This window comes from Streptomyces sp. NPDC057565 (genome assembly GCF_042801455.1).
GTDB classification, from domain to species: Bacteria; Actinomycetota; Actinomycetes; order Streptomycetales; family Streptomycetaceae; genus Streptomyces; species Streptomyces yanii.
On record NZ_JBHVFU010000001.1, the window covers coordinates 369,862 to 395,422 of the forward strand.

The window sequence follows — 25,561 nt, forward strand, 5'->3', positions numbered from 1 at the left end:
AGGCGGGGCCCGCGCCGACGTCGTCCACCGTTCACGGAACGACGGTGACGGGCCAGCGCCCCGCCTTCACCAGCCGGATCGCCACCGATCCGATGAACCGGTGTCCCGCCGACTCCGAAGCGCCCACCACGACGGCATCCGCTTTCAACTCGTCTGCCGCTGTGACCAGGCCGTTGTACGGATCACCGCGGAAGGTGTGGAACTCCCAGCGCACATTCCATATGTCCTTGAGCCGCTCCGTGGCCGCCCTGATCTCGCTCACCAGGCCCTCCGCGACCTCGCCGGTCGTGTCGGCGACCGGTGCGCCGAGCGCGGCGCCCGCGGGCATCACCGGCTGGACATAGACGAGGGCGAGCATGGCGTTCTGTCGACGGGCCAGCCCGGCGGCGTACGCGGCGGCACGCATCGAGGAATCGGACCCGTCGAGGCCCGCGACGATCACTTTCGGACCGTCTGTGCCACGTTCGAACTGGTGAGGCTGCTGGTCTGTCACGGCAGTGAGGTTAGCCGCTCCCGGCGCCGCACCCGGCCCGGGCTGCCCGCTGCCCTGACCGGAGCCGCCGGATGTCGCGCATGCGATCCCTGGAATGGGTGCAAACCCCTTCGTACCTCATGTCGTCGAGAGGGGTGGACCGACCGGTTCGCGACCGGTCGGTCGCGGAGCGTGACCGGAGTCCGCCCGTCGCGGAATGGGCCCCTGTCGTCGTGGTGGGGCACCTCGATGCGGCTGCCCTGCTTCAGCGAACGGAGACCGTGGAGACCGCCGGTCGCGCCATGACGCCGGCGAAAACCGACATGCCCACCCGTCCCGGTGCGACCCCGTTCCGGTTCCGGCCCGCGAGAGTCGGGTCCTGCGGGGCCGGTGCCTCGATGCAGCCGTTCCTGTCCGGGGCCACTTCCACGAGCGGGGCATCGACCCGGATCGACGGGATGACCACGCGGGAGGCGGGGGCACACGCCCGCGGTGTCTCCGCGGCGCCGGCCACAAGCGCCCCGGCGGAGACCGGGTGGCGGCCTGCCGATGCTGCGCCGAGGGGCTGCGGTGGACCGGGCAAGAGCTCCGGACCGTTCCGCATCAGTGCGACGCCGGTGAGCATCACCAGGGCGATCGCGCCCCAGGGCGAAGGTCTGGTCCGCTCGGGGCGCCAGTGGTCCCGACTCATGGTTCTCCCTTCGTTGTGACGATGGGAAGGGTAAGCGCGATGCGGCCCGGCGGCGATCGGGGACGGGTAAATGGGTGGCCGCCGGAAAGGCCCACCTGATCGGCGCATAAGCGGACAGTGGATTCTGACTGCCCATGACCTGCGTTTCCGTCAGATGTGCCGGGCGGGGGCCCGGTGGGTCGGATCACCGGGGTGGAGCAGTGCCGAAAAGCGGTGGATCAAGGGTCTGGTGAGAGTTCGTCATGCCCGGGGGTGTCCGTGTCCCGTCGGATCGACCGATCGACGGACGCAGGCTTCACGGAACCGAGCGTCGGGGCCGGCCCGGGCCGCCGTGGCGGCAATCGGTGGCGGTGCGTTTCCCGTGCGTCCTCGGTGGATGCGTCATCAGGTGATCCGGCCGGCCGAACGCGGCCACCGGCCCGGTACGCCCGTCGCCCCAGGTCCTGGATCAGGACCCGGGGCGACGGGCGTACCACCGACGGTCTGCGCCGGTCAGTGGCTGTACCTCTCGTTGCGCCGACGCACCACGAAGACGGCGCCGGTGGTCGCGGCCACGGCCACTGCCGTGCCGCCAACCAGTTGCGCGGCATTCATCCGGCCGATGCCGCCGCCGAGATCACCCTGCACACCGTTCGGCGCGAGCGCCGTGGAGCCTGTGCTGGGGGTGCCGGCGGAGATCGTGAGCCCGATCTCCGCCGTGTAGGTCGGCGATGTATTGCAAATGAAGGACACTTCATAGGAAGCGCCCGGTTTTGCATCCCAGTCGACCGTGGCCGAGGCGCTGCCTCCTCTGGGAATAGTGACGCTGTCGAAGATGCCCGAGCTGGCCGTTGCTGTTGTTGGGCACCCCCGTGCGGCCAGGGTGACCTGGCCGCCCGGCGCGATCACCGACGGAGCAACGGTGTATCCGGTCGCGCCCGGCGCGCCCCCCGACGACACGGCGTACGCGGACGCAGCCGGAGTGGTCAGGGCGATAGCGGCGGCGCCGAGCAGGGCGACGGGTGCGACGCCTATGGCGCGCATGGTGAATCCTCCTCCCCGAGGGGCAACTGCGGAACGAATATCCACAAAGTGTCAGATATGCACCTCGATGGAGGAAACGTTAGAAGTGCTGTATATCGCTCGCGATCGGGGGCGGGCGAATGGGGCACAGGTGTCCCCCGGGCGGCGCACCGTCGCACCGTCGGGCTGGCGCACCGTCGCACCGTCGGGCCGTCAGGTCGTCAGGTCGTCAGGTCGTCAGGGCGCCGGTCAGCCCGACACGTTGGGAAAGAGGTCGAGGAACGGCGCGGCCGTGGCCGAGATGCCGCGGCCGAAGGGGGAGTCGAAGTCCCAGATCAGGAAGAGCAGGAAGGCGATGAGCACGCTGAACAGCCCGGCCAGCAGCAGTTCCCGGAAGGTTCGGCGGATCTGCAGGGTGAAAATCAGCCCGACGGTCACCAGCGCCCCGGTGATCAGGCCGAACCAGACCACGCCCGGCATGGTGGCGCCGGCGCTCTGGGCGCGGGCACTGCGCGCGTCGTCGGCCGCGGCGACCTGGTCGACCAGTGGCTGATACGCCTGCCCGTCGTGGTCGTTCCTCGGCCGGTAGTCGGTGACGTCGGTACGTACCCGGCCGAGGAGTTCGGCGCCCTCGTCGGTGAGGCTGCCGTGCTCTGCCATCGCCTTCCACTCGTCGTGGACGACATGACCGACGTACGCGTCGACATCGGCGCGGATCCGGGTACGCACCTCGGCCGGGTAGACCGAGGAGCGGGCTTTCACCTCGTGCAGTGCCTGGGCCTCCTGACGGACGTACTCCTGGGCGGCGCTGCGCCCCTCCCAGACGCCCGCGATGGCGAGGCCGAGCACGATGGCGTACACCACGCCGATCATCATCGTCATGTATTCGATGACGTCAGGGGTTTCGGACGGGTCGTCGTCCTCCCCGACGCGGCGATGGTTGAGGACGGCGATGGTGAGCACGACGGCGCAAACCGCGGCCATGGCGAGGGTGAGAACGAGCCATTCCGACATGGGCTTCTCCGTGGGTCAGCGGGAGCGGGGTCGTAGCACGGCGACGGCGAACACCGCAGGCGCGGTGATCAGCAGGGTGAGGGTGACCAGGGAGGGACCGCGCTGGAGGACCTTGCGCGGCGGCTTGCGGTAGGTGGGGATCGCCACCGGCTTCGGCCGGGGTGGCGTGGGGCGTACCGAGGGTGTGGGCTCCGGAGACGGCGGTGTGGGCGTCGGTGGTGGTGGTGCCGGTGCCGGGGGTGGTGGCGGAGGTGGGGGCGGCGGGGGTGGCGGAGGCGGGGGAGGCGGGGCCGGTGGTGGGGGTGCCGGCCGCGGAGTCGGCCTGGGCGCCGGGCCCGCCTGGCAATGACCGTCACCCGAGGTGGCGACCGCCGAGTTCCCGCCGTCGTCCCCGATCGAGGCGTACGAGCAGTTGCCGGCCACCGCGGGCACCGGGGCGGCCAGGAGCCAGCTGAGTGCGACGGCTGCGGTGAGCCGCCCGAAGAGGGATCCGTACACGACGGGGAGCATGTTCCGGCCGGTGGGAGGGCACGCGGACCGCGGTCCTGATTCCCCTGATGGAGGGGACCTGGGGCACTGAGGGTTTGCGGATCGGGAAATTTCTGCGAACGCGTTGAACGGAGAAGCACCCGCCGCCCGTACCTAGGGCCATGAACGGCGCGGTCTGGTCACAACTGGCGGAAAAATCACGGGAGTTGACATGAACATCTGGCGGAACGCCTCGCTCGCGGTCACCGCGGCGGCCCTGCTGGCGCTGACGACGGCGTGCGGTCAGGAGCAGGGCACGGATTCGCCCAACGGTCAGAACGTCGGAAATGCCAGTCCGGCCGGTCAGGCGGGCAGCGGCTACGACGCCGACAGCGGATACGGCTCCGGCAGCGACTACGGATCCGGTTCCGGGGCACAGGCGGGCACGTCCAAGCAGGCAGGACAGCTCGCGGTGTGGGACAGCAAGAAACTCGGCAAGGTCGTGACGGACAGCGAGGGATTCACTCTCTACCGTTTCGACAAGGACACCGCGAGCCCGCCGAAGTCGAATTGCGAGGGCGACTGCGCGAAGGTCTGGCCGGTCGTTCCCGCGGGCAATGTGACGGCCGCCGCGGGTACCGACGGAGCGCTGATCGGCAAAGTCACCCGTGCGGACGGCACGCAGCAACTCACCATTGCGGGGTGGCCGATGTACCGGTATACCAAGGACACCAAGCCCGGAGACGCCAATGGTCAGGGAGTGGGCGGTACATGGTTCGCCTCCGCGCCGGACGGCAAGAAGGCTGCGGTGAGCGCCGACGGTCCGAGCGGTGGTGAGCAGGTCGATCTCGCGGGACTTTCGGTCCGCAAGGACCCGAAACTCGGAGACATCGTCGTCGACAAGCGCGGCATGACGGTATACCGGTTCAAGAAGGACACGGCATGGCCCATGAAGTCGGCCTGCACCGGAGCCTGCCTCTCGAAGTGGCCGGTTGTCGTCCCATTGGCCAAGAATGACGTGAAGGGCGTCACCACCAAGGGCTTTGTCACCTTCAATCGCCCCGATGGTCTCAAGCAGCAGGCCATCGATTGCTGGCCCATCTATACCTTCTCCGGTGATACGAAGCCGGGTGACACCAACGGCCAGGGTGTCGGGGGCACATGGTACGTGGTGTCCCCCGAGGCAAAGCTCGTCGGCGCCTCGAAGTAGCCCCACAACAGCCGTTCCGGACCGGCCCGTCGCTGAATGTCACCGTTGGCGACAGGCCGGATGCACATGCCACTGGTGTGTGACCAATAACGGACCGCTAATTTCCGTTTCCGCTCGCTCTCCTGGCGGTCAATCAGTAGCCTCTGGTCCACACTGACCATGAACATGGCCGGATCGCCGTGGCGACTTGTTGGAGACATCGATGGAGCGTCCCGCCTGGGCACCGCAAGGCATTGACATTTCAGTGCCGAGCGTGTCACGCATGTATGACTTCTATCTGGGCGGATCGCACAATTTCGAGGTGGACCGGGAAGCGGCCCGCAAGGCCATGGAGTTCATGCCGGGACTCCCCAAGATCATGCAGGCCAATCGTGCCTTTATGCGCAGGGCGGTGCGTCATGCGGTGAGTGAAGGCATCACTCAGTTCCTGGACATCGGTTCCGGCATACCGACCTTCGGCAATGTCCACGAAGTCGCCCAGGCCGCCGACCCGGAGGCGCGGGTGGCGTATGTGGACCACGATTCCGTTGCGGTCGCGCACAGCCAGGCCGTACTCGAAGGAAACGACCGCGCGGTCATCGCCACCGGCGATCTGCGCCGCCCGCAGGAGATTCTGAAGAGCCCCGAGGTGAGCGAACTCCTCGACCTGGAACGCCCGGTGGCGCTGCTGCTCGTCGCCGTCCTGCACTTCATCGAGGACGCCGACGAACCACAGGCGGCCGTGGCCGAGCTGAGTGAGTCACTCGCCCCCGGCAGCCTGCTCGTCATCACCCACGCGTCGTACGAGGGCATCCCGCTCACCCAGGAGGAGGCGGGCGGTGCGGTCGGTGTCTACCGGAACATCCGCAACCCGCTGATCATGCGGTCGCGCGACGAGGTCAGCCGGTTCTTCGACGGGTACGAGATGGTCGAGCCCGGGCTCGTGGCCATGCCCAACTGGCGTCCCGACACCCCCGTGGTGCCGGAGCAGGAAGACCCATATGCCTTCTCGGGCTTCGGCGGAGTGGGACGCAAGGCGTGAGTATTCCCGCCCAGGCGCCCGGAGCACCGGACGCGGAGCCCGACGACGCCGAGGACCGGCTCCGGAGATTCGCCACCATCTGGAGCCGGGCCATCTTCCCCTCGACGGCAACATCCATGACCCGTCCGGAGTTCGAACAGCATCTGCTGCCGCTGGCCCGCAGGTTGAGCGACATCCTGCATGCGCGTCCCTTCGACCCCGCGCCCGCCAACAAGGTGGGAGCGGCGCTCGTCGCCGCGCACTGCACGGACCCGGACGCGCTCAGCTCCACGCTGGGCGTCGTCGACTCGTACCTGGTGCTCTACTGCGGCGGCAACGGCCCGGTGACCCTGTCGACCGAGGACGGCAGGGCCCGCTGTGCCCGCATGCAGCACGCTCTGGCGGGTGGCTTCACCCAGGCGCTGCGCGAGCGGACCCTGGCCGAACAGGAGGCCATCGCCCGTTCGGCGCTCACCGCCCGCTCCAACGCCGAGGAGGCGCTGCACGCCACCGAGGCGCGGTTCCGTGCCGTCTTCAAGGACGCCGCCATCGGCATCGGGATCGCCGACCTGGAAGGCAATGTGCTGGAGGTCAACGACACGCTGACCCGGATGTTCGGCGGCCTCGATCACCATGTCCGCAGCCACAAGGTCAACGAGTGGGTCCACCCCGAGGACTCGCCGCACGTGTGGAAGTACTACGAGGAGCTGGTACGCGGCGAACGCGAGCACTACCGCGTCGAGAAGCCGTATTACCGCAACGACGGCACCGTCCTGTGGACCAACCTCACGGTGTCGCTGCTCCGCGACCCCGAGGGCCGGCCGCAGTACCAGCTGGCGCTCATGGAGGACACCACGGAGCGCAGGCTGCTGAATCTGCGGCTGCGGTACGAGGCCACCCACGACGCGCTCACCGGCCTGCCCAACCGCACGCTGTTCTTCGAGCGCCTGGAGAAGGCGCTCTCCGCCGACGACGGCAGCCGCTTCGGGCTCTGCTATCTCGACCTCGACGGCTTCAAGGCGATCAACGACAGCCTGGGCCACGCGGCAGGGGACCGGCTGCTCGTCGAGGTCGCCGACCGGCTGCAGAGCTGTGCGACCGCGCCGGGCGAGATGGTGGCACGGCTCGGCGGCGACGAGTTCGTGGCGCTGACCACCGGCCCGCACACCGAGTCGGAGGTCGACGAACTGGCCTGCCGGATCCTCGGTGTGCTCGCCACGCCGATCCGGCTCGACGGCCGCGAACTGACCGTACGAGGCTCCATCGGCGTCGTCGAAGGACCGGCGGGCGAACGCAGCGCCGCCGAGGTGCTGCGCAGCGCCGACATCACGATGTACCGGGCCAAGTCGGCGGGCGGCAACCGGTTCGAAATAGCCGACGCCGAGGCGGACGCCCGTGCCATCACCCGGCACGGGCTCACCACCGCGCTGCCCGCCGCCCTGGAGCGCGGCGAGTTCTTCATCGAGTACCAGCCGCTCGTGCACCTCGGCGACGGCACGGTCCACGGCGCGGAGGCGCTGGTGCGCTGGTGCCATCCGCAGCACGGGGTGCTCGGGCCGGACCGATTCATTCAGCTCGCCGAGCACACCGGGCTGATCGTGCCGCTCGGGCGGTGGGTGCTGGAGGAGTCCGTACGGCAGGCCAACTTCTGGCAGGAGCGGCACAGCGACGGCGGTCCGCTGCGGATCAACGTCAATCTCTCGCCGACCCAGCTGCACCATCCGCGCCTGGTCGCCGAGACCGTCGACGTGCTGGAACGCTCGGGTCTCGACCCGGGAGCGCTGTGCCTGGAGGTCACCGAGTCCGCGCTCATCGGAGCCGATGACGACCTGCTCAAGCCGCTGCGGCAATTGGCCGAGATGGGTGTCGACATAGCGCTCGACGACTTCGGTACGGGCTACTCGAACCTGGCCAATCTGCGTCGGCTGCCGGTGAGCGTGCTCAAGCTGGACCGTTCCTTCACCCGGGGCATGCAGCAGCATCCGGCCGACCCGGTCGATCTGAAGATCGTCGAGGGGATCGTCTCACTGGCGCACAGCCTGGACCTGGCGGTCACGGTGGAGGGTGTCGAGACGGGAGCCCAGGCGGAGCAGCTGCGGAAGCTCGGCTGCGACACGGCCCAGGGGTGGTACTACGCGCGGCCCGGGGCGCCTGACCGGATCCACGCCTTGCTGCTGGCCGACGCGGTCTGAGCGAGGAGGCCCGGCACCGGCCTCGTCCTCAGCTTCCGGACGGGCTCGATTTCGCGAGCCCGTCCGGTCGGCTGGCCAGCAGTACCCGTTGGAGCTCCCGCGCCGCCCGTGGAGGCGCCACGTCACTGCGGTGCGCCAGCGCGATCGTTCGCCGCAGTCCCGGCGGGGCAAGCCGTGTCGTCCGCAGGTCGTGCCCCGCCCGGCCCGCCACCATGCTCGGCACCACCGCCACGCCCAGTCCCGCCCGTACGAAACCGAGCACCGCGTCCATCTCGCCGCCCTCCACCGTGAACGACGGCTCGAAGCCCTCCGCCCGGCACGCGGCCACGGTCAGCTCCCGCAGGTCGTAGCCGTGCCGGAACATCACCAGCGGCTCGCCCTGCAGATCCGCGATCCGCACGCTTCCGCCCTTCCCCGGTCGCGGAGCCCCCGCCGCCGACACCACCACCAGGTCCTCCTGGAGCAGCTCCACCGTGGTCAGCGCCGGCGACGCGGCCGGCAGCGGCAGGACCACCAGCGCGAGATCGAGCGCCCCCCGCGCCAGCTCCCGTACGAGGTCGTGCGAGCCGCCTTCCTCCAGCAGCAGCTGGATCCCCGGGTGCTGGTCGTGGAATGTGCGCAGGACGTCGGGCAGCAGCCCCGTGCACAGGCTCGGCGTCGCCCCGAGCCTGACCCGGCCCCGGCGCAGCTGGGCCAGCTCCTGCACCTCGTGCCGGGCGGTATCGGCATCCGCCAGGATCCGGCGGGCCAGCGGCAGCAGCGCCTCGCCCGCGTCGGTCAGGGCGATGTTGCCGCGTGCCCGGCTGAACAGCTCTGCCCCCAGCTCGCTCTCCAGCGCCCTGATCTGCTGGGAGAGCGAGGGCTGCGAGACATGCACCTCCTCCGCGGCGCGGGTGAAGTGCCGTGTCTCGGCGACGGCCACGAAGTACATGAGCTGCTGAAATTGCATACACCCAGCCTAGCCCGCTCCATAGTCAGAGGCTATGGATATGAGCCGCGTCATGTCTTGGACCGATGAGACCCTTCGGTCGTAGCGTCGTGCCCATGGCACTGGCAACACGGACGGACCGACGGCCGTCCATGACGCGTACGCTCTGGGACTCGTCCGTCGGCAAGAAGACGGTCATGGCCGTGAGCGGCCTGATCATGCTCGGCTACCTGGTCGTCCACATGATCGGCAACCTGAAGATCTTCTTCGGGCCGGGGGAGTTCAACCACTACGCCCACTGGCTGCGGGTCATGGGTGAGCCCTTCCTGCACTACGAGTGGGCCCTCTGGATCGTCCGTGTCGTGCTCGTCGTCGCCGTCGTGGCCCACGCCACCTCCGCGTACCAGCTGAGCCGCCGGGACATCAAGGCGCGGCCCAGCAAGTACGTCCACAAGAAGCCCCGGGCGAGCTACGCCACCCGCACCATGCGCTGGGGCGGGATCATCCTCGCCCTGTTCATCGTCTGGCACGTCCTCGACCTGACCACCGGCACCGTCCACTCGGGCGGCTTCCAGTCGGGGCACCCCTACCAGAACGTCGTCGACACCTTCTCCACCTGGTACGGCAACGTCATCTACATCGTCGCCATGCTCGCTCTCGGACTCCACGTCCAGCACGGGTTCTGGAGCGCCGCGCAGACCCTCGGCGCGGGCAGGGCGAGCCGTGACCGTGTTCTCAAGACCATCGCCAACGTCCTCGCACTGGTGCTGACGGTGGGCTTCATCTCCGTACCCGTCGCCGTCATGACCGGAGTCGTGAGCTGACATGACCGACTACTCGCACTACGAGACCGGTGCACCCGTCGTCGACACCAAGGCCCCCGAGGGCCCCGTCGCCGAACGCTGGGACACCCGCCGCTTCGAGGCCAAGCTCGTCAACCCGGCCAACCGCCGCAAGCACACCGTCATCGTCGTCGGCACCGGCCTGGCCGGCGGATCGGCCGGGGCCACGCTGGCCGAACAGGGCTACCACGTCGTCCAGTTCTGCTTCCAGGACTCGCCCCGCCGCGCCCACTCGGTAGCTGCCCAGGGCGGCATCAACGCCGCGAAGAACTACCGCAACGACGGCGACTCGATCCACCGGCTCTTCTACGACACGGTCAAGGGCGGCGACTTCCGCGCCCGCGAGTCCAATGTCCACCGGCTCGCCCAGATCTCCGTCGAGATCATCGACCAGTGCGTCGCGCAGGGCGTCCCGTTCGCCCGCGAGTACGGCGGCCTCCTCGACAACCGCTCCTTCGGCGGTGTCCAGGTCTCCCGCACGTTCTACGCCCGCGGCCAGACCGGGCAGCAGCTGCTCCTCGGCGCCTACCAGGCACTGTCCCGGCAGATCGCCGCGGGCAACGTCGAGCTGCACGCCCGGACCGAGATGCTCGACCTGATCATCGTCGACGGCAAGGCCCGCGGCATCGTCGCGCGCGACCTCGTCACCGGGAAGATCGACACGTACTTCGCCGACGCGGTCGTGCTGGCCAGCGGCGGCTACGGCAACGTCTTCTACCTGTCGACGAATGCCATGAACTCCAACGCCACCGCCATCTGGCGCGCCCACCGGCGCGGAGCGTACTTCGCCAACCCCTGCTTCACCCAGATCCACCCCACCTGCATCCCGCGCACCGGCGACCACCAGTCCAAGCTGACGCTGATGAGCGAGTCGCTGCGCAACGACGGCCGGATCTGGGTCCCGAAGGCCAAGGGCGACAACCGACCGGCCAACGAGATCCCCGAGGACGAGCGCGACTACTACCTGGAGCGCATCTACCCGGCCTTCGGCAACCTCGTGCCACGCGACATCGCCTCGCGCGCCGCGAAGAACGTCTGCGACGAGGGTCGCGGCGTCGGCCCCGGCGGACAGGGCGTCTACCTCGACTTCGCGGAGGCCATCCAGCGCATGGGCAGGGCGAAGGTCGAGGAGAAGTACGGCAACCTCTTCGACATGTACGCGCGGATCACCGCGGAGAACCCGTACGAGACGCCGATGCGCATCTACCCCGCCGTGCACTACACGATGGGCGGGCTCTGGGTCGACTACGACCTCCAGACCACGATCCCCGGCCTGTTCGCGATCGGCGAGGCCAACTTCTCCGACCACGGGGCCAACCGGCTCGGCGCCTCGGCGCTGATGCAGGGTCTCGCCGACGGCTACTTCGTCCTCCCGTCGACCATCAACGACTACCTGGCCCGCAACCCGCACCACGGCGAGATCGACGCCTCGCACCCGGCCGTGGAAGAAGCCGTCGCGGAGACCGAGGACCGGCTGCACCTGCTGCTCGCCGTCGACGGCGACCGCACCCCCGACTCCTTCCACCGCGAAATCGGCGAACTCATGTGGGAGTACTGCGGGATGGCCCGCACCGAGGAGGGTCTGCGCAAGGCGCTCGACCGGATCCCGCAGATCCGCGAGGAGTTCTGGCGCCGCATCAAGGTCCCCGGCACCGGCGAGGAGTTCAACCAGTCGCTGGAGAAGGCCAACCGCATCGTCGACTACCTGGAGCTCGCCGAGCTCATGTGTCTCGACGCACTGCACCGAGCCGAGTCCTGCGGAGGCCACTTCCGCGAGGAGTCGCAGACCCCGGACGGCGAAGCCGCCCGCCGGGACGAGGAGTTCTCGTACGCCGCCGCCTGGGAGTTCACGGCCACCGGCGACGCCCCCGTCCTGCACAAGGAAGACCTCGTCTTCGAGTACGTCCACCCCACTCAGCGGAGCTACGCATGAAGCTCACCCTGCGCGTCTGGCGCCAGAAGAACGCCGACGCCCCCGGCGCCATGTCCACCTACCAGGTGGACGGCATCTCGCAGGACATGTCGTTCCTGGAGATGCTCGACACTCTCAACGAGGAGCTCATCCTCGCCGGTGACGACCCCGTCGCCTTCGACCACGACTGCCGCGAAGGCATCTGCGGCGCGTGCAGCCTCGTCATCAACGGCGATGCGCACGGCCCGGAACGCACCACCACCTGTCAGCTCCACATGCGCTCCTTCCAGGACGGCGACACGATCGACATCGAACCGTGGCGCGCCTCGGCTTTCCCGGTCGTCAAGGACCTGGTCGTGGACCGGTCCGCCTTCGACCGGATCATCCAGGCGGGCGGCTACATCACCGCCCCTACCGGCACCGCTCCCGAGGCGCACGCCACGCCGGTGCCCAAGCCGGACGCCGACTTCGCCTTCGAGCACGCCGAGTGCATCGGCTGCGGCGCCTGTGTCGCCGCCTGCCCCAACGGCTCGGCGATGCTCTTCACCTCGGCGAAGATCAACCACCTCAACGTCCTGCCGCAGGGCGCCCCCGAGCGCGAGACCCGGGTGCTCGACATGGTCGGGCAGATGGACAGTGAGGGGTTCGGTGGCTGCACGCTCACCGGGGAGTGCGCCACGGCCTGCCCGAAGGGCATTCCGCTGCCGTCGATCTCGGCGATGAACAAGGAGTGGCTGCGGGCGACCCGGAAGGTCCGACGCTAGGGCGTGTGTCGGAAGTCCCGCCTGCCCCGCGACGCCCGGCACGCACGCTCGCTGCGTTGTCGGGGTCGTCCAAGTACGTCCAGTACGAGGACGACCCTCCGCCTTGCGATCGCACGCACCAGACGCCGCCGGGCCCGCCCTTCGGGCGGACGGCGGGACTTCCGACACACGCCCTCGTGCCGTGACCGGCGATGTTTGTCCCATGAGGAGCGTCGTCCAGTGCGTGCGTGCTGGGCGGCGTGACGGGGGCAAAGCCTGCCGGGAGGGGCACTGGGGCCTGTTCCGATGCCGGTCGGCACAGCCGGTGAAGAGACCGGCTGTGCCGACGATCCGTGCCGCGTCGCTTCGGCCGGCGGACGGCCGACGTCAGGGCTTGATCGGCTTCACCTTCGTGTCGACGCCGTTCACCCGCACGGTGACGTTCCCCTGGTTCCGCGCCCGGTCGGCCACGATCCTGTAGGACGTGACCTTCCCGTCGCGCCACTCACAGCTGACCTCGTAGCCCCCGCGGGCGCGGAGCCCGGTGAAGGAACCCTTGGCCTTCCACTCGTCCGGCAGGGCGGGCAGCAGGTGGATGGCGCCGTCGTGGCTCTGCAGGAGAATCTCCGCCACGGCGCCCGAGATGCCGAAGTTGCCGTCCATCTGGAAGGGCGGGTGGTTGCAGAACATGTTGGGCAGCGTGTTGTAGGTCAGCAGTCCGCGCAGCATGATCTGGGCGCGGTGCCCGTCACCGAGGCGGGCGAAGAGGGCTGCCCGCCAGGGCCAGGTCCACGAGCGGCGGCTGTCGCCCGACACCGTCCCGGCCGTGAACGGGACGCCCTCCTTCTCGCCGCACCGTGCCTTGAGCGACACCAGGGCGGCGGCCGCGAAGCCGGGCGTCTTCGGGGTGATCTGACGGCCCGGGTAGACCGCGAAGAGGTGCGAGGTGTGGCGGTGGATGTCGGTGGGGCTGTCGATGTCCTCCTGCCACTCCTGCAGCTGACCCCACCGGCCGATCTTGTTCGGCGCGAGGCGCGCCTGCATGTCCTTGACCTTGGCCCGGTAGTCGGCATCCGCCTCGAGCGCCGCCTCGCAGTCGAGGTAGTTCTGGAACAGGTCCCAGATGATCTGTTGGTCGTACATGACGCCGTCTTCGCGTGGCCCGTGCTCGGGGGACCAGCCGTCCGGCGAGACGAGGAGTCCGTCCTCGCGCTCCTTGAGACGGTCCTCCCAGAACTCGCAGATCTCCTTGATCATCGGGTAGGCGACGGTGCGGAGGTAGACCAGGTCCTGGGTGAACGCCCAGTGCTCGTACAGGTGCTGTGCGTACCAGGCGCTCGCGACGGTGTTCCACTCCCATGCGTTGCCGCCGAAGATGCTCTGGCTGGTGCGGGCGGTCCAGCCGCGCGTGTCCTTGCCGAAGGCGTTGCGGGTCGCCACGCGGCTGGGCACCGCCACCTGCTTGATGAACCCGACGAGTGCCTCGTGGCACTCCGGCAGGTTCGTCGTCTCGGCTCCCCAGTAGTTCATCTGGACATTGATGTTGGTGTGGTAGTCGGACGCCCACGCCGGCGAGTTGCTGTCGTTCCACAGACCCTGGAGGTTGGCGGGCAGACCCTTCGGTCGCGAGGAACTGATCAGCAGATATCGGCTGAAGTCGAACATCGTCTGCTCGAGGGTCGGGTCCTCCTCGCCCGCCGCGTAGCGCGCCAGCCGGGCGTTGGTCGGCAGGGCGACGACGGCGTCGTCGGAGGTGCCCCAGGCGACGGAGACGCGGTTCATGACGGCGCGTATCTCGGCGGTGTGCTCGGCGCGCATCTCGTCGTAGGACCGGGCCGCCGCCTTGCCGAGCGCCGCGGCGACAGCCGCCTCCGGATCGGCTCCGCGCCACCCGGCGGCGGCGTCGAGCTTGTAGTCGGTGCGGGCGTCGAGGAGCAGGGTCAGGGTCGTGCAGCCGGTGAACCGGAGCACCGACCCGTCGGTGCTGAAGTCGCCGTCGGTGTGTACCACCTGGACGGTGGACGCGTGCTTGAGGCCGTTGCCCATGACACCGCTGAAGGCGATCCGCCGGGCGTCGGCGTCGACGGTCGTCGGGGCCTGATCCTGTCCGGACGTCAGCGAGATCGCTCCGGAGAGTCCCCGGGCGCTGTCCGACGTGTACCGGAAGACCATGACGTCCGCGGCCCGGCTGGCGAAGGCCTCCCGCAGGACGCGCCGCCCCGGCGCGCCGAAACGGGTGACATGGACACCCTCGAAGAAGTCCAGGGCGCGCTGGTAGTCGACGAACGTGGACTGCATGCGCGTGTCGAACCCCTTGCCTTCCAGCACGACTTCCGCGATCTGGAAGCCGGTGGACGACTCGCCGGGGGTGAACGTGAGCCGGTAGGTGCGGTAGGCCGTGCTGTTGGTGATCCGGAAGGTCCGGGACTCGCCGCGGCCGGCGAAGGGCGCGCCGGGGTTCTGGGTGTCGAGGGTCACCCAGGCCTGCCCGTCCTGCGACGCCTCGAGCGCCCATCGCCGGGGGTCGTCGTGCGGACGGTCCGGGGCCGCCGTCAGCGTGTACGAGGTGACGGCGGTCGTGGTGGACAGGTCGGCCTGCCAGACGACCGTCGGTGCGACGGCATCGACCCGCCAGACCGTGGCCGGATCGCGGTCCACCGAACTCGAGATGTCCGTGGCCTGACCGGATCCCTCGGAGTGCCCGCTGGGCGACGACAGATACATCGAGCCGCCCCCGTTGAGGTCGACGCCCGACAGGCCGATCTCGCTCACCTGGAAGTGGCTGACCCCGGCTTTGGGAACGAAGTCGAACCGGTAGAAGCGGTAGGCCGCGGTGTCGGCACAGGTGAATTCCTTCGTCTGGTACCGGCTCTCGAAGGGCGTCGTCAGGGTGCGGCTGTCCAGCGTGGTCCAGGTGGCGCCGTCGGCGGAACCGGAGAACGTCCACTCCTGCGGGTCGCGCTGCGGCACGTCGTTGGCACTCGTCAGACGGTAGGACGCGACCTCGACGGGGTCGGGGAGCTCGACCTGCCACTGCACCTTCGAGCCGGGCGCCTCGATGCACCACTTGGTGCTCGAGTTGCCGTCGTACGTCTTGTCGACGCCCTCGGTCGAGGAGGTACGGTACGGTCCCCCCGGGGCCGTGACCTTCGCACGGCGGGCGAAGGTGACGACGACATCACCGAAGTTCCGGTATGAGCCGAAGCCGGTCATCCCGGTGTCGAATGCGCTGTCCGGCTTCCCCGCAAGAGCGTTGTCGTAGTTGTTGACACCACCCCAGAGACTCTGCTCGTTGAACTGGACGCGCTCCTCGGAGGGGTTGGCGAAGAGCATGGCGCCGAGCCGGCCGTTGCCGATCGGCAGGGCCTGCGACTGCCAGTCCACGGCGGGGACCGAATACTTCAGCGCCTTGCGCGACAGGGTCGGCCACTGGACGGACGCCGGCGCGGCGGCCCCGGCGGCGACGGCCTGTCCCACAGGGATTCCGCCGGTCAGCTGAGTGATCAGCGGTGTGAGGGCGAGGGCACCGCCGAACTTGAGGATGCTTCGTCTCTGCGGTTGGGGTTCATTGGTCACGAGAGAGCTCCTGGCCCATTGATCGGTTCTTTAATGGAGAGATGAGGGAGATGTATTGAAGTATGCCGAGGGCGAGGCCATTTCATCGGATGACAGATCGGATGTCTAGAGTGTGCGGCACTGCCTCTGCCACGCGGTGGCCGCGGCCGCCAGTGCGTGCGCGCCGCCGTGCGCCGGGTTGGAGACGACCGCGCCGCCGTTCTCCCAGTTCCACGGAGCGGGCGAACCCGTCTCGACGTCGCCGTTCACCAGGGCGCCCGTACCGCCGGCCGGACCGGACACCGTCAGTGTGAGGGGGGCCGAGTGGGTGGGCGTGCCGGAGGTCCCGTCACGCTGATCCTGTACGTGCCGGGGGCCGTGGACGCCGAAGCGCTCACGGCGATGGTGAACTTCTCCGCCGGACCGTAGTCGTGGGAAACAGGCCAGTTGGACCTGATCGGCCGTCAGGCCGACCTGAGCGCGGCCGCCAGGTACGCCGCGGTCCGGCTGTCCGCCGCCCCGGCCACCTCCGCGGGCGTCCCCACCGCGACGATCCGGCCACCCCGGTCGCCGCCTCCGGGGCCGAGGTCGATCACCCAGTCGGCACCCGCGACCACGGCCATGTCGTGCTCCACGACCACTACCGTGCTGCCCGCGTCGACCAGTCCGTGCAACTGCCGCATCAGCACCTCGACATCGGCCGGATGCAGCCCTGTCGTCGGTTCGTCGAGCAGATACAGGGTGTGGCCGCGGCGGGTGCGCTGCAGCTCGGTGGCGAGCTTGATCCGCTGGGCCTCACCGCCGGACAGTTCCGTCGCCGGCTGCCCCAGCCGCAGATAGCCGAGCCCCACATCGAGCAGTGTCCGCAGACTGCGCTCGGCGGCGGGTGTCCCGGCGAAGAAACCGGCCGCCGACTCCACCGTGAGATCCAGCACCTGCGCGATGTTCAGCCCGCGCAGGGTGACCTCCAGCGTCTGCGGGTTGTACCGCGCACCGTGGCAGTCCGGGCAGGGCGCGTACGTGCTCGGCAGGAAGAGCAGCTCGACGGAGACGAACCCCTCGCCCTGACAGGTCTCGCATCGCCCGCCCGCCACATTGAACGAGAACCGCCCCGCCCTGTAGCCGCGTTCGCGCGCCGCGCCGGTCTCGGTGAACAGCTTCCGCACGACATCGAAGAGCCCGGTGTACGTGGCCAGATTGGAGCGCGGGGTACGGCCGATCGGCTTCTGGTCGACCTGGACGAGACGGTCCACCGCCTCCAGCCCCTGCGCCGATGCGCAGCCGGCCATGGGCTGCTCGGCGGGAAGGCCGGCGGTGGCGGACGCCTGCCGGTCGGCGAGGACCCCGGCGAGCACCTGACCGACCAGAGTCGACTTTCCGGAGCCGGAGACCCCGGTGACCGCGGTGAACACCCCGAGCGGGAACGCGGCGTCCACCCCGCGCACATTGTGCCGGTCGACACCGATCAGCTTCAGCCACCCGGAGGGCGTACGCGGCTCCCGGGCAGGCGCCGGACCCCCGCCGAAGAGGAACCGCCGCGTCGCCGACTCCGCGACGTCCGCGAGTCCGGCCGGGGGCCCGCTGTGCAGCACCATGCCCCCGTGCTCACCGGCCAGCGGCCCCACGTCGACCAGCCAGTCCGCCTGCCGCACCACATCCATCTGGTGCTCCACGACGAAGACCGAGTTCCCAGCCTCCTTCAGCCGGCCGAGGACCGCGAGCAACGACGCGGTGTCCGCCGGGTGCAGGCCGGCCGACGGCTCGTCCAGCACATAGACGACCCCGAAGAGTCCCGAGCGCAGCTGGGTGGCGAGCCGCAGCCGCTGCAGCTCGCCGGAGGACAGCGTCGGAGCCGTGCGGTCGAGACTGAGATAGCCGAGCCCCAGCTCCGTCACCGTCCCGATCCGGGCCAGCAGATCCGTCGTCAGCAGCCGCGCGGTGTCATTGCCGCCCGCGGCCGACAGCACGTCGGCGAGGCCCGCGAGGGGCAGCGAGGTGAGCTCGGCGATCGTACGGCCGGCAAAGGTGACAGCCATCGCCTCCGGACGCAGCCGAGTGCCGCCACAGACCGGACAGGGGGCGCTGGTCAGGAAGCGCTCGGCCTTGGCCCGCAGGGTGCGGCTCTTGGAGTCCGCGAAGGTGTGCATCACATAGCGCCGCGCACTCATGTACGTGCCCTGGTACGGGCGCTGGATGCGGCCCGCTTCCCGCACCGGGTGGACCGTCACCACCGGCTGATCGTCGGTGAAGAGGATCCACTCCCGGTCCTGCGCGTCCAGCTCCCGCCACGGCCGGTCGATGTCGTACCCCAGCGTGTCCAGGACGTCGCGCAGGTTCTTGCCCTGCCAGGCGCCCGGCCAGGCGGCGATCGCGCCGTCCCGGATCGACAGCGACGGGTCCGGGACGAGGAGCTCCTCGGTGGTGCGGTGGATACGCCCCAGACCGTGGCACTCGGGGCAGGCTCCGGCGGCGGTGTTCGGCGAGAACGCATCGGAGTCCAGCCGCTCGGCCCCTGCCGGATACTCCCCGGCGCGCGAGAACAGCATCCGCAGCGAGTTGGACAGCGTGGTGACCGTACCGACCGAGGAACGGGCGCCGGGCGCCGAACGCCGCTGCTCCAGCGAGACGGCGGGCGGCAGACCGGTGATCTCGCCGACCTTCGGCGCGCCGACCTGGTGGATGAGCCGCCGGGCGTACGGGGCGACGGACTCGAAGTAGCGGCGCTGGGCCTCGGCGTAGATCGTTCCGAAGGCGAGGGAGGACTTCCCGGAGCCCGAGACGCCCGTGAAGACGGTGAGGGTGTCGCGCGGGATGTCGACGTGGACATCCTGCAGATTGTGCTCACGGGCGCCGCGCACCCGGACGTACGGATCGTGGGGGGTGGGCATGCGCGCGGAACTCCGTACGGATGGTGGCGGGGCCGACAGATGGCGACAAACAGTCGGATTCTAGGCGTCGGTGATGCCCGGGTCCGCAACGCCGACGCCGATGTTCCCCTCCACATCCCTCAGGTCAGGGAGGGGAACACCGCCGGACAAAGCCCTACCGGTGCCGTGACCGGCAAAGCTTGCCGGGAGGGGCACCAGGGCGTGTGTCGGAAGTCCCGCCTGCCCCGCGACGCCTGGCGCGCACGCTCTAGCGGGCGTTGCGCAGCGCCCGCTTGATGGGGCCCGGGATCACCCGGCGGGCACGCTGGTACGGCCGCCGCTCGGGGCCCTCGCTCTCGCGCGGGACGGGCAGCCTGCTGGCCTTCGCAAGGCGCCGTTCCAGCAGGGTGTTCCGGTCGGTGAGCTCGGTCATCTGGGACTGGAGCCAGTTGAGGCGAGTGCTCATCTCGGAGACGCCGCTGCCGGTCCAGGGACGGACGCCCGCCGGGAAAGCCAGCTCGCTCATGCGGGACTCGAAGGCCGCACCCCCGTCACCGTGGGTGAAGGTGTTCTCCAGGCCGTTCTTGTCCAGGAAGTTCATGAACCGGTCGAACCGCTCCTGGTGGCCGCGCATCAGAGGCCCGAAGTCCGCCTCGGCATACAGGTCCGCGGGATCCACGTTCTCGGGCACCTTGGCGAGCATCCGGTGCGGAATCTCGAAGTAGCGGCACAGCTCCAACGTCCGCGAGTCGCTGCAGAGCACCGTCGCCGGCGTTCCGGCGAGCAGCGCCGCGATGTTGCCGTGGATCCGGGAGCCGAACGAGAAGTCGAAGCCCCGCAGGTCGTCCACCCATGTCTTGGGGTCTATGTAGACCCTGACCTTGCCCTCCGCGAACATCGGGTGGTCGGGGTGGGTGGGGATGTCGGTGACGGCGGCGTTCACGTGGCTCAGGTCACGCCAGTGCAGCTGGCGGGCATCGGACAGGTTCTGCCCGATGAAGCGCAGATGGGGATAGCGCGCATGGGTGTGGTCGATGATCCGCCCGAGCTTGTACTTCTTCACGGCGTCGTGCGATCCGTTGATCGCGATCCGCGACTCGGGTCCCAGTGGCCGGGTGTTCTCGCGGATGAAGAGATCGCGGCCGCCCATGAACATCGACGGACAACCGATGACCTCCACGTCACGGAAGCCCATGTCCCGCAGGTAGCGCTCGGTGAACTCACCGCGCACCCCGATGGAAGCGCTGTGGTCCAGCACCGCGGAGACGAACGCGTGCACGGTGGGCGCCATGGGCCGCAACCGGTCCGCGGAGTAGTTGGTGCTGGTCTGCGCGCCGACGCCCGGCACGATGACCGGGATCTTCAGCTTCGAGATGAGCTGGGTCAGCCGCTTGAGCTGGGGCTCGAAGGACGGCCGGAAGGCATTGGCGAGCGGAATGACGAAAGCGTCGTACTCCTCGTTGATCCGCTCGGCGGCGGCGACCCTGGTCCGGATGCCGTTGGAGACCACCTTGGTCCGCGGCGTCTCAAGGATCTTGTGCGCGGCATCGCTGAAGATCAGGTTGCCTGAGTTGGTCGCGAACACGTCCTCGTGGAGGGCGCGCTCAACAGGAACGACGTCGTAAGGGCTCTTCCCTGAGCGCAGGAGTATTCGCTTCACATCGGTAACGTTAGATGCCACGAATTAAGGTTAGCTTTACGTACGTTTTAGTTTCCATCTGGATCCCTACAACCTTTTCCATGAACGCGGAACGTGACCATCCGGCTACCCGGTCGTCGGTCGCGGATCGGGCAAAAGGCTCCGCGCCCGCCCTTCCTGTGTGACCTCGCAGGTAGCCAACTCGGCCCGGATGAAGTGCCCTTGAGGGTGCGCGCCCCGGCCCCGGTGCCGGTCGGCCACTTCTTCCTCCGGACCGGCCCCGGCACGCAGGCTGCCCCCTCGGCACGCTCCTCACCTGCACCATGGGATGAGGGGCGACCGCTCAGGCGACGGGCACAGCGGGCGCGGCGAAGAGCGAGGCGTCCCCGCCCTGGACGGCGTCCCGGACACCTGCGCTCGCCTCGTGCGGTACGCCCAGCGGAACGGCACTGACCTCGGAGAGGCGGGCGTACTGCTCGGGTGTGAGGGCGACGTCGAGGGCGCCCAGATAGTCGTCGAGCTGGTTCAGCCTGCGCGGGCCGATGATCGGGATGTGCGAGGTGCTCGCGCGTGCGGCCCGCTCGTTGATCCATGCGACCGAGACCTGGGCCGGGGTCGCGCCGGTCTCCTCGGCAATGGCGAGGACGGTGTCGACGATCGCGGTCTTCTGATTGCTGCTCTCGGTGTGCACCAGGGTCTTCAGGTCGCTGAGTCGGCCTTCCGTGCTGCCGCGGTACTTGCCGGTCAGCAGCCCTCCGCCGAGCGGAGACCACAGGGCGGCGCCGAGTCCGAGGCTCTCGGCCATCGGCAGCAGCTCACGATCGGCGGTCCGCTCGACCAGGCTGTACTCGACCTGGATTCCGGCGACGGGCGCCCAGTTCTTCAGGTCCGCCAGCGTTGCGGCGCGGGAGACACGCCAAGCGGGGAAGTTGGACAGTGCCGCGTGCAGGATCTTGCCCTGGCTGACGAGGTCGTCGAGGCCGCGCAGGATCTCTTCGATCGGCGTCAGGTCGTCAGGGAAGTGCACCCAGAGCAGGTCGACGTAGTCGGTGTCGAGGCGCCGCAGGCTCGCCTCGACCGAGTTGCGCATGTTCTTCCGGCTGTTGCCGGTCCGGGACAGGCCCGACTGCGGTGCGGCGCCGTTGGTGAACTTCGTGGCCAGGACGAAGTCCTCGCGGTCTGCGCCGAGGAACTGCCCCAGCAGCTTCTCCGACTCGCCGAACTGGTAGCTGTCCGCCGTGTCGAGGAAGTTCCCGCCGGCCTCGGCGAACCGGTCGAACATGCGGCGCGCCTCGTCGGGCTCGGCGCCGGCGCCCCAGCCGGTGCCGAAATTGCCGGTGCCGAGTGCGTACTGGGAGACACGCAGTCCGGTACGGCGGCCGAAGGTCGTGTATCGCATGGAGTTCTCCTTGGAGATCGAGTGCTTCCGCAGGTCGGTTCTTGCGCTCCGAAGCAGGATCGGCGGTCGGTGAGCGCTATGGGGCCGGTGGACCCGTTGCCCCGACCGCTTCCGATGGGGTGCAGGCGCCGAGTCGGCCCCGAAGGTCTTCCACGGCGAGCAGGCCTGTCGCCGGGCCGCATCGCTCACACCAAAAGGAAACCGATCGGTTTACTTATTTCGGTGAGCTTAGGGCAGGCGTGGCGCAAAGTAAAACGATCGGTATCCTTGAGGCATGACTGAAACCTCTTCCTCGGGCGGACGGCGCGGCCGGGGCGCCCGGGAGCGCATCCTCGCCGCGGCAACCGAGCTGTTCACGGCCCAGGGGATCAATGCGACCGGGATGGAGCAGCTGACGTCGGTCGCAGGTGTGTCAAAACGCACCCTCTATGCGCATTTCGACAGCAAGGACGCTCTCGTCCACGCCTATCTGCAGGAGCTCGAGGACGGTCTGCTGCCGTCGATCGAGGCCGGTCCCGACCCCCGCCGGCAACTGCTGGCCGTTTTCGACCACCGGCCGCAGGACACCGCCGGTCCGGTCCGGGGCTGCCCGTTCCTCAACGCGTCCGTCGAGGTGCCCGATCCGGCGCACCCCGTCCACCGGCTGGCGGCCGCGTACAAGAGGGAATTCTCCCGTCGTCTCGCGACTCTCGCACGCCGGGCCGGGGCGCGGGACCCCGAGGCCCTCGGCGAGCAGTTGGCCCTGATCTTCGACGGTGCTGTTGCCCGTGGGACGGCACTCAACAGCGACCGCCCCGGGGCGTCGGCTCGTTCCGTCGCCTTGCTGTTGATCGACTCCGCCGTCGGTGGCGACGAACGGAAAGACACCCCCGGGACGGACGAATCGGTCACCGGCTGAGAGCGCCTTCTGGGCGGCCCGGTCCGTTTCGCCGGTGAGAGGCGCCTGCAACCGGCTGCGCTCGCGCGCGTCCGGGGTGGTCCGGTCTCCGGCGGCGGGAGCCCCGTTCCCCCGGCTCCGCCGTGATCCGCCGGCCGCGCCTTCGGTCAGCCAGGTGCGGCGCAGCACGGGCTCGGGCGCGCCGGTGCAGCAGAGCACGATGTCCGATCCGCGCACCGCGCCCTCGAGTCTGTCGGCGGTGGCGTGCGGGTGCCGGGCGGCGAATGCCTTGGCCCGGCCGGGGTCCCGGCCGCCGACCACCGCGGGGGTCGCGGGGTCCTGTGGGCCGGCAGGTCCATCTGTGCGACGTCCTGAACTCCCGTGCCCAGCAAGGCGATCCGGGCCGCTCCCGGTGCCGCGAGCGTCGGCATGCCGGCGTCGCGGCGGAGGTGGTGCGCACGACGGTGGCGGACTCGGTGTCCATCACGGCCGGCAGGCGTCACCGCCCCTCATTTTGTGAGCTCCTCTTAGGCTGGGCGCGTGACATATGAAGCCCGGCCGCTGGCCGTATTCGACCTGGACGGCACGCTCGCGGACAGCGGGCACCGGCAGCACTTCCTTGAGGGGGCTCGGCGCGACTGGGGGAGCTTCTTTGCCGCGGCGGTGGACGATCCGCCGCTCGACGAGGGCGTGCGGCTGGTGCTGAGCAGCGCCGAGGAGTGCGAGGTCAGGTACCTCACCGGACGGCCGGAGCGCTGCCGTCGGGACACCATGGCGTGGCTTGCCGAGCAGGGCCTGCCCGAGGGGCGGGTGTACATGCGTCGCAACGACGACCGTCGCCCGGCCCGCCACACCAAGCTGGAGATCCTGAAGCGGCTGGGCCGGGAGCGTCTCGTGCGGATGCTGGTCGATGACGACGAGCTGGTCTGCGACGCGGCCGAGCTGGCCGGTTTCACCGTGGTGCGGGCTCGCTGGGCAGTGGCCTCGCCCGCGTTGAAGGACGCTCAGGGGCGTGAGGGGCGTACCTGACCGCGGCGTACCGGGTCAGGTGGTCTCGTCGAGCCGGAAGCCGACTTTCAGGCCGACCTGGTAGTGCTCGATCCGGCCGTCCACGATCTGCCCGCGCACCTGGGTGATCTCGAACCAGTCGAGATTGTGCAACGTTTCCGCCGCCCTTGCGATGCCCCGGCGGATGGCGTCGTCCACGCCCTCGTGGGAGGTTCCTACGATTTCGGTGACCCGATACGTGTTGTTGGACATCCTCTATCCCCTTTCGTCCATACCACGGTGCCCCACTTGGCGCGGGTACGCGAGGGGTCGAATGGAGGGAGGTGGCGCGAACGACCCTTGACCAAATGATTGGTCCATACCAAAATCCAGCCACGCCCGTGCGAGCGCTGCCCGCAGTCCCCCACACCGGGTCCTGATTTCGTCGTGCCGTTTCGCAGAAGGTGGCCCAGTGAAGAACCGTGTACTCATCGGAGCCGTCGCGCTCGTTTCCACCGTTGCACTGGGCGGCTGTGGCTACCTCCCGGGCTTGGGTGGCCCCGGCGGCAAGACGGTGACGATCTGGCTGATGAAGGACAGTGTTTCCGCCGATTTCCTGGACCGTTTCAAGAAGTCGTATGAAGAGGAGCATCCTTCCATCGAACTGGAGTTCAAGATTCAGAGCTGGAGTGGAATCGGCCCCAAGGTCTCCGCGGCCCTGCAGGGGGACGACACCCCGGATGTCATCGAGGTCGGCAACACCCAGGTCGCCCAGTACGCGGAGAGCGGCGAACTGCGCGATCTGACCCTCGAATCGATGCGCGATCTCGGCAGCGAGGAATGGCTGCCCGGCCTCGCCGATCCGGGCAGCATCGACGGCGCCCAGTACGGCATTCCCTGGTACGCGGCCAACCGTGTGGTGATCTACAACAAGGATCTCTTCGAGCAGGCGGGCATCACGAGCCCGCCGAAGACCCGGGACGAGTGGATCGAGGACAGCCGTCTGCTCAACCGCAACGGCAATCAGGGCATCTATCTCGCGGGCCAGAACTGGTACGTGCTCGCCGGGTTCATCTGGGACGAGGGCGGCGATCTGGCGTCCGACAAGGGCGGCGACTGGGAGGGGACCCTCGACACGCCCGCCGCGATCAAGGGCATGAACTTCTACAAGGAAATCCAGTCGTTCGGCAGCGGCCCGAAGAACGCCGACGAAGAGCACCCTCCACAGACCGATGTGTTCGCCAAGGGTGATGTCGCGCAGATCATTTCCGTGCCGGGCAGCGCCAAGCTCATCGAGCAGAAGAATCCCGAACTCAAGGGAAAACTCGGCTACTTCCCGATACCCGGCAAGACCGCGAAGAACCCGGGTTCCGTTTTCACCGGCGGTTCCGATCTGATCGTTCCCGAGAAGGCGGACAACGTTACGGCCGGTATCGAGGTGATCAAGGCGTTGGCGGGCGCGAAATGGCAGGCGGACCTCGCCAGGACCATGAGCTATGTGCCGAACAAGACGAGCCTCGCACATGTCATCGAGGGCCAGGAGGGCACCGCCGCCATGGCCGAGGGCGCCCGACGCGGTCGCGCGACCCCCAACTCGCCGCAGTGGGCGGCGGTCGAGGCCGAGAACCCGATCAAGCCCTACATGTCGGCCGTTCTGCTGGGCGGTGACCCGCTGGCCGAGGCGAAGTCCGCTTCGGAACGGATCACCGCCGAGCTCGCGGGCAGCTGACCGGGCCGGGTCGCCGGACGGGCCACCGGGCCCG

The 25,561-nt window shown here is 69.0% G+C and carries 21 protein-coding genes; 9 read left to right on the plus strand and 12 right to left on the minus strand.

What is annotated here, in order from left to right; genetic code table 11:
• Positions 1-31: 31 nt before the first annotated feature.
• The 5 genes from ACFU8W_RS01580 to ACFU8W_RS01600 all read right to left on the minus strand — a co-directional run bounded on the left by ACFU8W_RS01580 (position 32) and on the right by ACFU8W_RS01600 (position 3,677).
• Positions 32-493, minus strand: a complete 462-nt coding sequence (locus ACFU8W_RS01580) for a universal stress protein (RefSeq protein WP_266978258.1) — start codon at positions 491-493, stop codon at positions 32-34.
• A 244-nt stretch (positions 494-737) separates the two neighbouring features.
• Complete coding sequence (locus ACFU8W_RS01585) at positions 738-1,163, minus strand: hypothetical protein (protein WP_384031218.1); 426 nt, start codon at positions 1,161-1,163, stop codon at positions 738-740.
• A gap of 492 nt (positions 1,164-1,655) precedes the next feature.
• Positions 1,656-2,186: a hypothetical protein gene (locus ACFU8W_RS01590; RefSeq protein WP_384031220.1), complete on the minus strand. Its 531-nt coding sequence runs from the start codon at positions 2,184-2,186 to the stop codon at positions 1,656-1,658.
• A gap of 228 nt (positions 2,187-2,414) precedes the next feature.
• On the minus strand, positions 2,415-3,179 hold the full coding sequence (locus ACFU8W_RS01595; RefSeq protein WP_384031222.1) for a hypothetical protein: 765 nt from the start codon (positions 3,177-3,179) through the stop codon (positions 2,415-2,417).
• A 15-nt stretch (positions 3,180-3,194) separates the two neighbouring features.
• On the minus strand, positions 3,195-3,677 hold the full coding sequence (locus tag ACFU8W_RS01600; RefSeq protein ID WP_384032072.1) for a hypothetical protein: 483 nt from the start codon (positions 3,675-3,677) through the stop codon (positions 3,195-3,197).
• A gap of 202 nt (positions 3,678-3,879) precedes the next feature.
• On the opposite strand from ACFU8W_RS01600, the gene ACFU8W_RS01605 reads away from it, so the two are divergent.
• From ACFU8W_RS01605 to ACFU8W_RS01615, 3 genes are all read left to right on the plus strand, one after another.
• Entirely contained in the window at positions 3,880-4,857 is a 978-nt protein-coding gene (locus ACFU8W_RS01605) for an SCO0930 family lipoprotein (protein ID WP_384031224.1), read from the plus strand.
• A gap of 202 nt (positions 4,858-5,059) precedes the next feature.
• Positions 5,060-5,878 (plus strand): SAM-dependent methyltransferase, encoded by an 819-nt coding sequence (locus ACFU8W_RS01610; protein WP_384031226.1) that lies wholly within the window; start codon positions 5,060-5,062, stop codon positions 5,876-5,878.
• The gene (locus tag ACFU8W_RS01615; RefSeq protein WP_384031228.1) at positions 5,875-8,049 is read left to right on the plus strand and encodes a putative bifunctional diguanylate cyclase/phosphodiesterase; all 2,175 of its coding nucleotides are present in this window, start codon (positions 5,875-5,877) and stop codon (positions 8,047-8,049) included. Before ACFU8W_RS01610 ends, ACFU8W_RS01615 begins: the two co-directional genes overlap by 4 nt.
• Positions 8,050-8,077: 28 nt before the next feature.
• Here ACFU8W_RS01615 and ACFU8W_RS01620 read toward each other — a convergent pair whose 3' ends face one another.
• Complete coding sequence (locus ACFU8W_RS01620) at positions 8,078-8,998, minus strand: LysR substrate-binding domain-containing protein (RefSeq protein WP_345519171.1); 921 nt, start codon at positions 8,996-8,998, stop codon at positions 8,078-8,080.
• 95 nt (positions 8,999-9,093) lie between these two features.
• Here ACFU8W_RS01620 and ACFU8W_RS01625 point away from each other — a divergent pair, with 95 nt between their 5' ends.
• Genes ACFU8W_RS01625 through ACFU8W_RS01635 form a run of 3 tightly spaced genes read left to right on the plus strand, consistent with a single transcriptional unit; the run spans position 9,094 to position 12,495 of the window.
• On the plus strand, positions 9,094-9,801 hold the full coding sequence (locus tag ACFU8W_RS01625) for a succinate dehydrogenase (RefSeq protein WP_266978248.1): 708 nt from the start codon (positions 9,094-9,096) through the stop codon (positions 9,799-9,801).
• A 1-nt stretch (position 9,802) separates the two neighbouring features.
• Positions 9,803-11,752 carry a fumarate reductase/succinate dehydrogenase flavoprotein subunit gene (locus ACFU8W_RS01630; protein ID WP_384031231.1) on the plus strand — a complete coding sequence of 650 codons (1,950 nt, stop codon included), beginning with the start codon at positions 9,803-9,805 and terminating at the stop codon, positions 11,750-11,752.
• On the plus strand, positions 11,749-12,495 hold the full coding sequence (locus ACFU8W_RS01635) for a succinate dehydrogenase/fumarate reductase iron-sulfur subunit (protein ID WP_345519177.1): 747 nt from the start codon (positions 11,749-11,751) through the stop codon (positions 12,493-12,495). Before ACFU8W_RS01630 ends, ACFU8W_RS01635 begins: the two co-directional genes overlap by 4 nt.
• Positions 12,496-12,861: 366 nt before the next feature.
• Here ACFU8W_RS01635 and ACFU8W_RS01640 read toward each other — a convergent pair whose 3' ends face one another.
• From ACFU8W_RS01640 to ACFU8W_RS01660, 5 genes are all read right to left on the minus strand, one after another.
• Positions 12,862-16,050 (minus strand): glycoside hydrolase N-terminal domain-containing protein, encoded by a 3,189-nt coding sequence (locus ACFU8W_RS01640; protein WP_384031233.1) that lies wholly within the window; start codon positions 16,048-16,050, stop codon positions 12,862-12,864.
• Between the two features lie 105 nt (positions 16,051-16,155).
• A complete protein-coding gene (locus ACFU8W_RS01645) occupies positions 16,156-16,332 on the minus strand; it encodes a hypothetical protein (protein WP_384031235.1) in 177 nt (58 codons plus the stop codon).
• 161 nt (positions 16,333-16,493) lie between these two features.
• Positions 16,494-18,917 carry an excinuclease ABC subunit UvrA gene (uvrA, locus tag ACFU8W_RS01650; protein ID WP_345519183.1) on the minus strand — a complete coding sequence of 808 codons (2,424 nt, stop codon included), beginning with the start codon at positions 18,915-18,917 and terminating at the stop codon, positions 16,494-16,496.
• A 247-nt stretch (positions 18,918-19,164) separates the two neighbouring features.
• Positions 19,165-20,577 carry a polysaccharide pyruvyl transferase family protein gene (locus ACFU8W_RS01655; RefSeq protein ID WP_384031237.1) on the minus strand — a complete coding sequence of 471 codons (1,413 nt, stop codon included), beginning with the start codon at positions 20,575-20,577 and terminating at the stop codon, positions 19,165-19,167.
• 301 nt (positions 20,578-20,878) lie between these two features.
• Positions 20,879-21,934, minus strand: a complete 1,056-nt coding sequence (locus tag ACFU8W_RS01660) for an aldo/keto reductase (RefSeq protein WP_384031239.1) — start codon at positions 21,932-21,934, stop codon at positions 20,879-20,881.
• Positions 21,935-22,208: 274 nt separating this feature from the next.
• On the opposite strand from ACFU8W_RS01660, the gene ACFU8W_RS01665 reads away from it, so the two are divergent.
• Positions 22,209-22,832 carry a TetR/AcrR family transcriptional regulator gene (locus tag ACFU8W_RS01665; RefSeq protein WP_384031241.1) on the plus strand — a complete coding sequence of 208 codons (624 nt, stop codon included), beginning with the start codon at positions 22,209-22,211 and terminating at the stop codon, positions 22,830-22,832.
• A 519-nt stretch (positions 22,833-23,351) separates the two neighbouring features.
• Entirely contained in the window at positions 23,352-23,840 is a 489-nt protein-coding gene (locus ACFU8W_RS01670; protein WP_384031243.1) for a hypothetical protein, read from the plus strand.
• A gap of 15 nt (positions 23,841-23,855) precedes the next feature.
• Here ACFU8W_RS01670 and ACFU8W_RS01675 read toward each other — a convergent pair whose 3' ends face one another.
• The gene (locus ACFU8W_RS01675; RefSeq protein WP_266978241.1) at positions 23,856-24,071 is read right to left on the minus strand and encodes a dodecin; all 216 of its coding nucleotides are present in this window, start codon (positions 24,069-24,071) and stop codon (positions 23,856-23,858) included.
• Positions 24,072-24,270: 199 nt separating this feature from the next.
• On the opposite strand from ACFU8W_RS01675, the gene ACFU8W_RS01680 reads away from it, so the two are divergent.
• Positions 24,271-25,527: an extracellular solute-binding protein gene (locus ACFU8W_RS01680; protein ID WP_384031245.1), complete on the plus strand. Its 1,257-nt coding sequence runs from the start codon at positions 24,271-24,273 to the stop codon at positions 25,525-25,527.
• Positions 25,528-25,561: the final 34 nt, after the last annotated feature.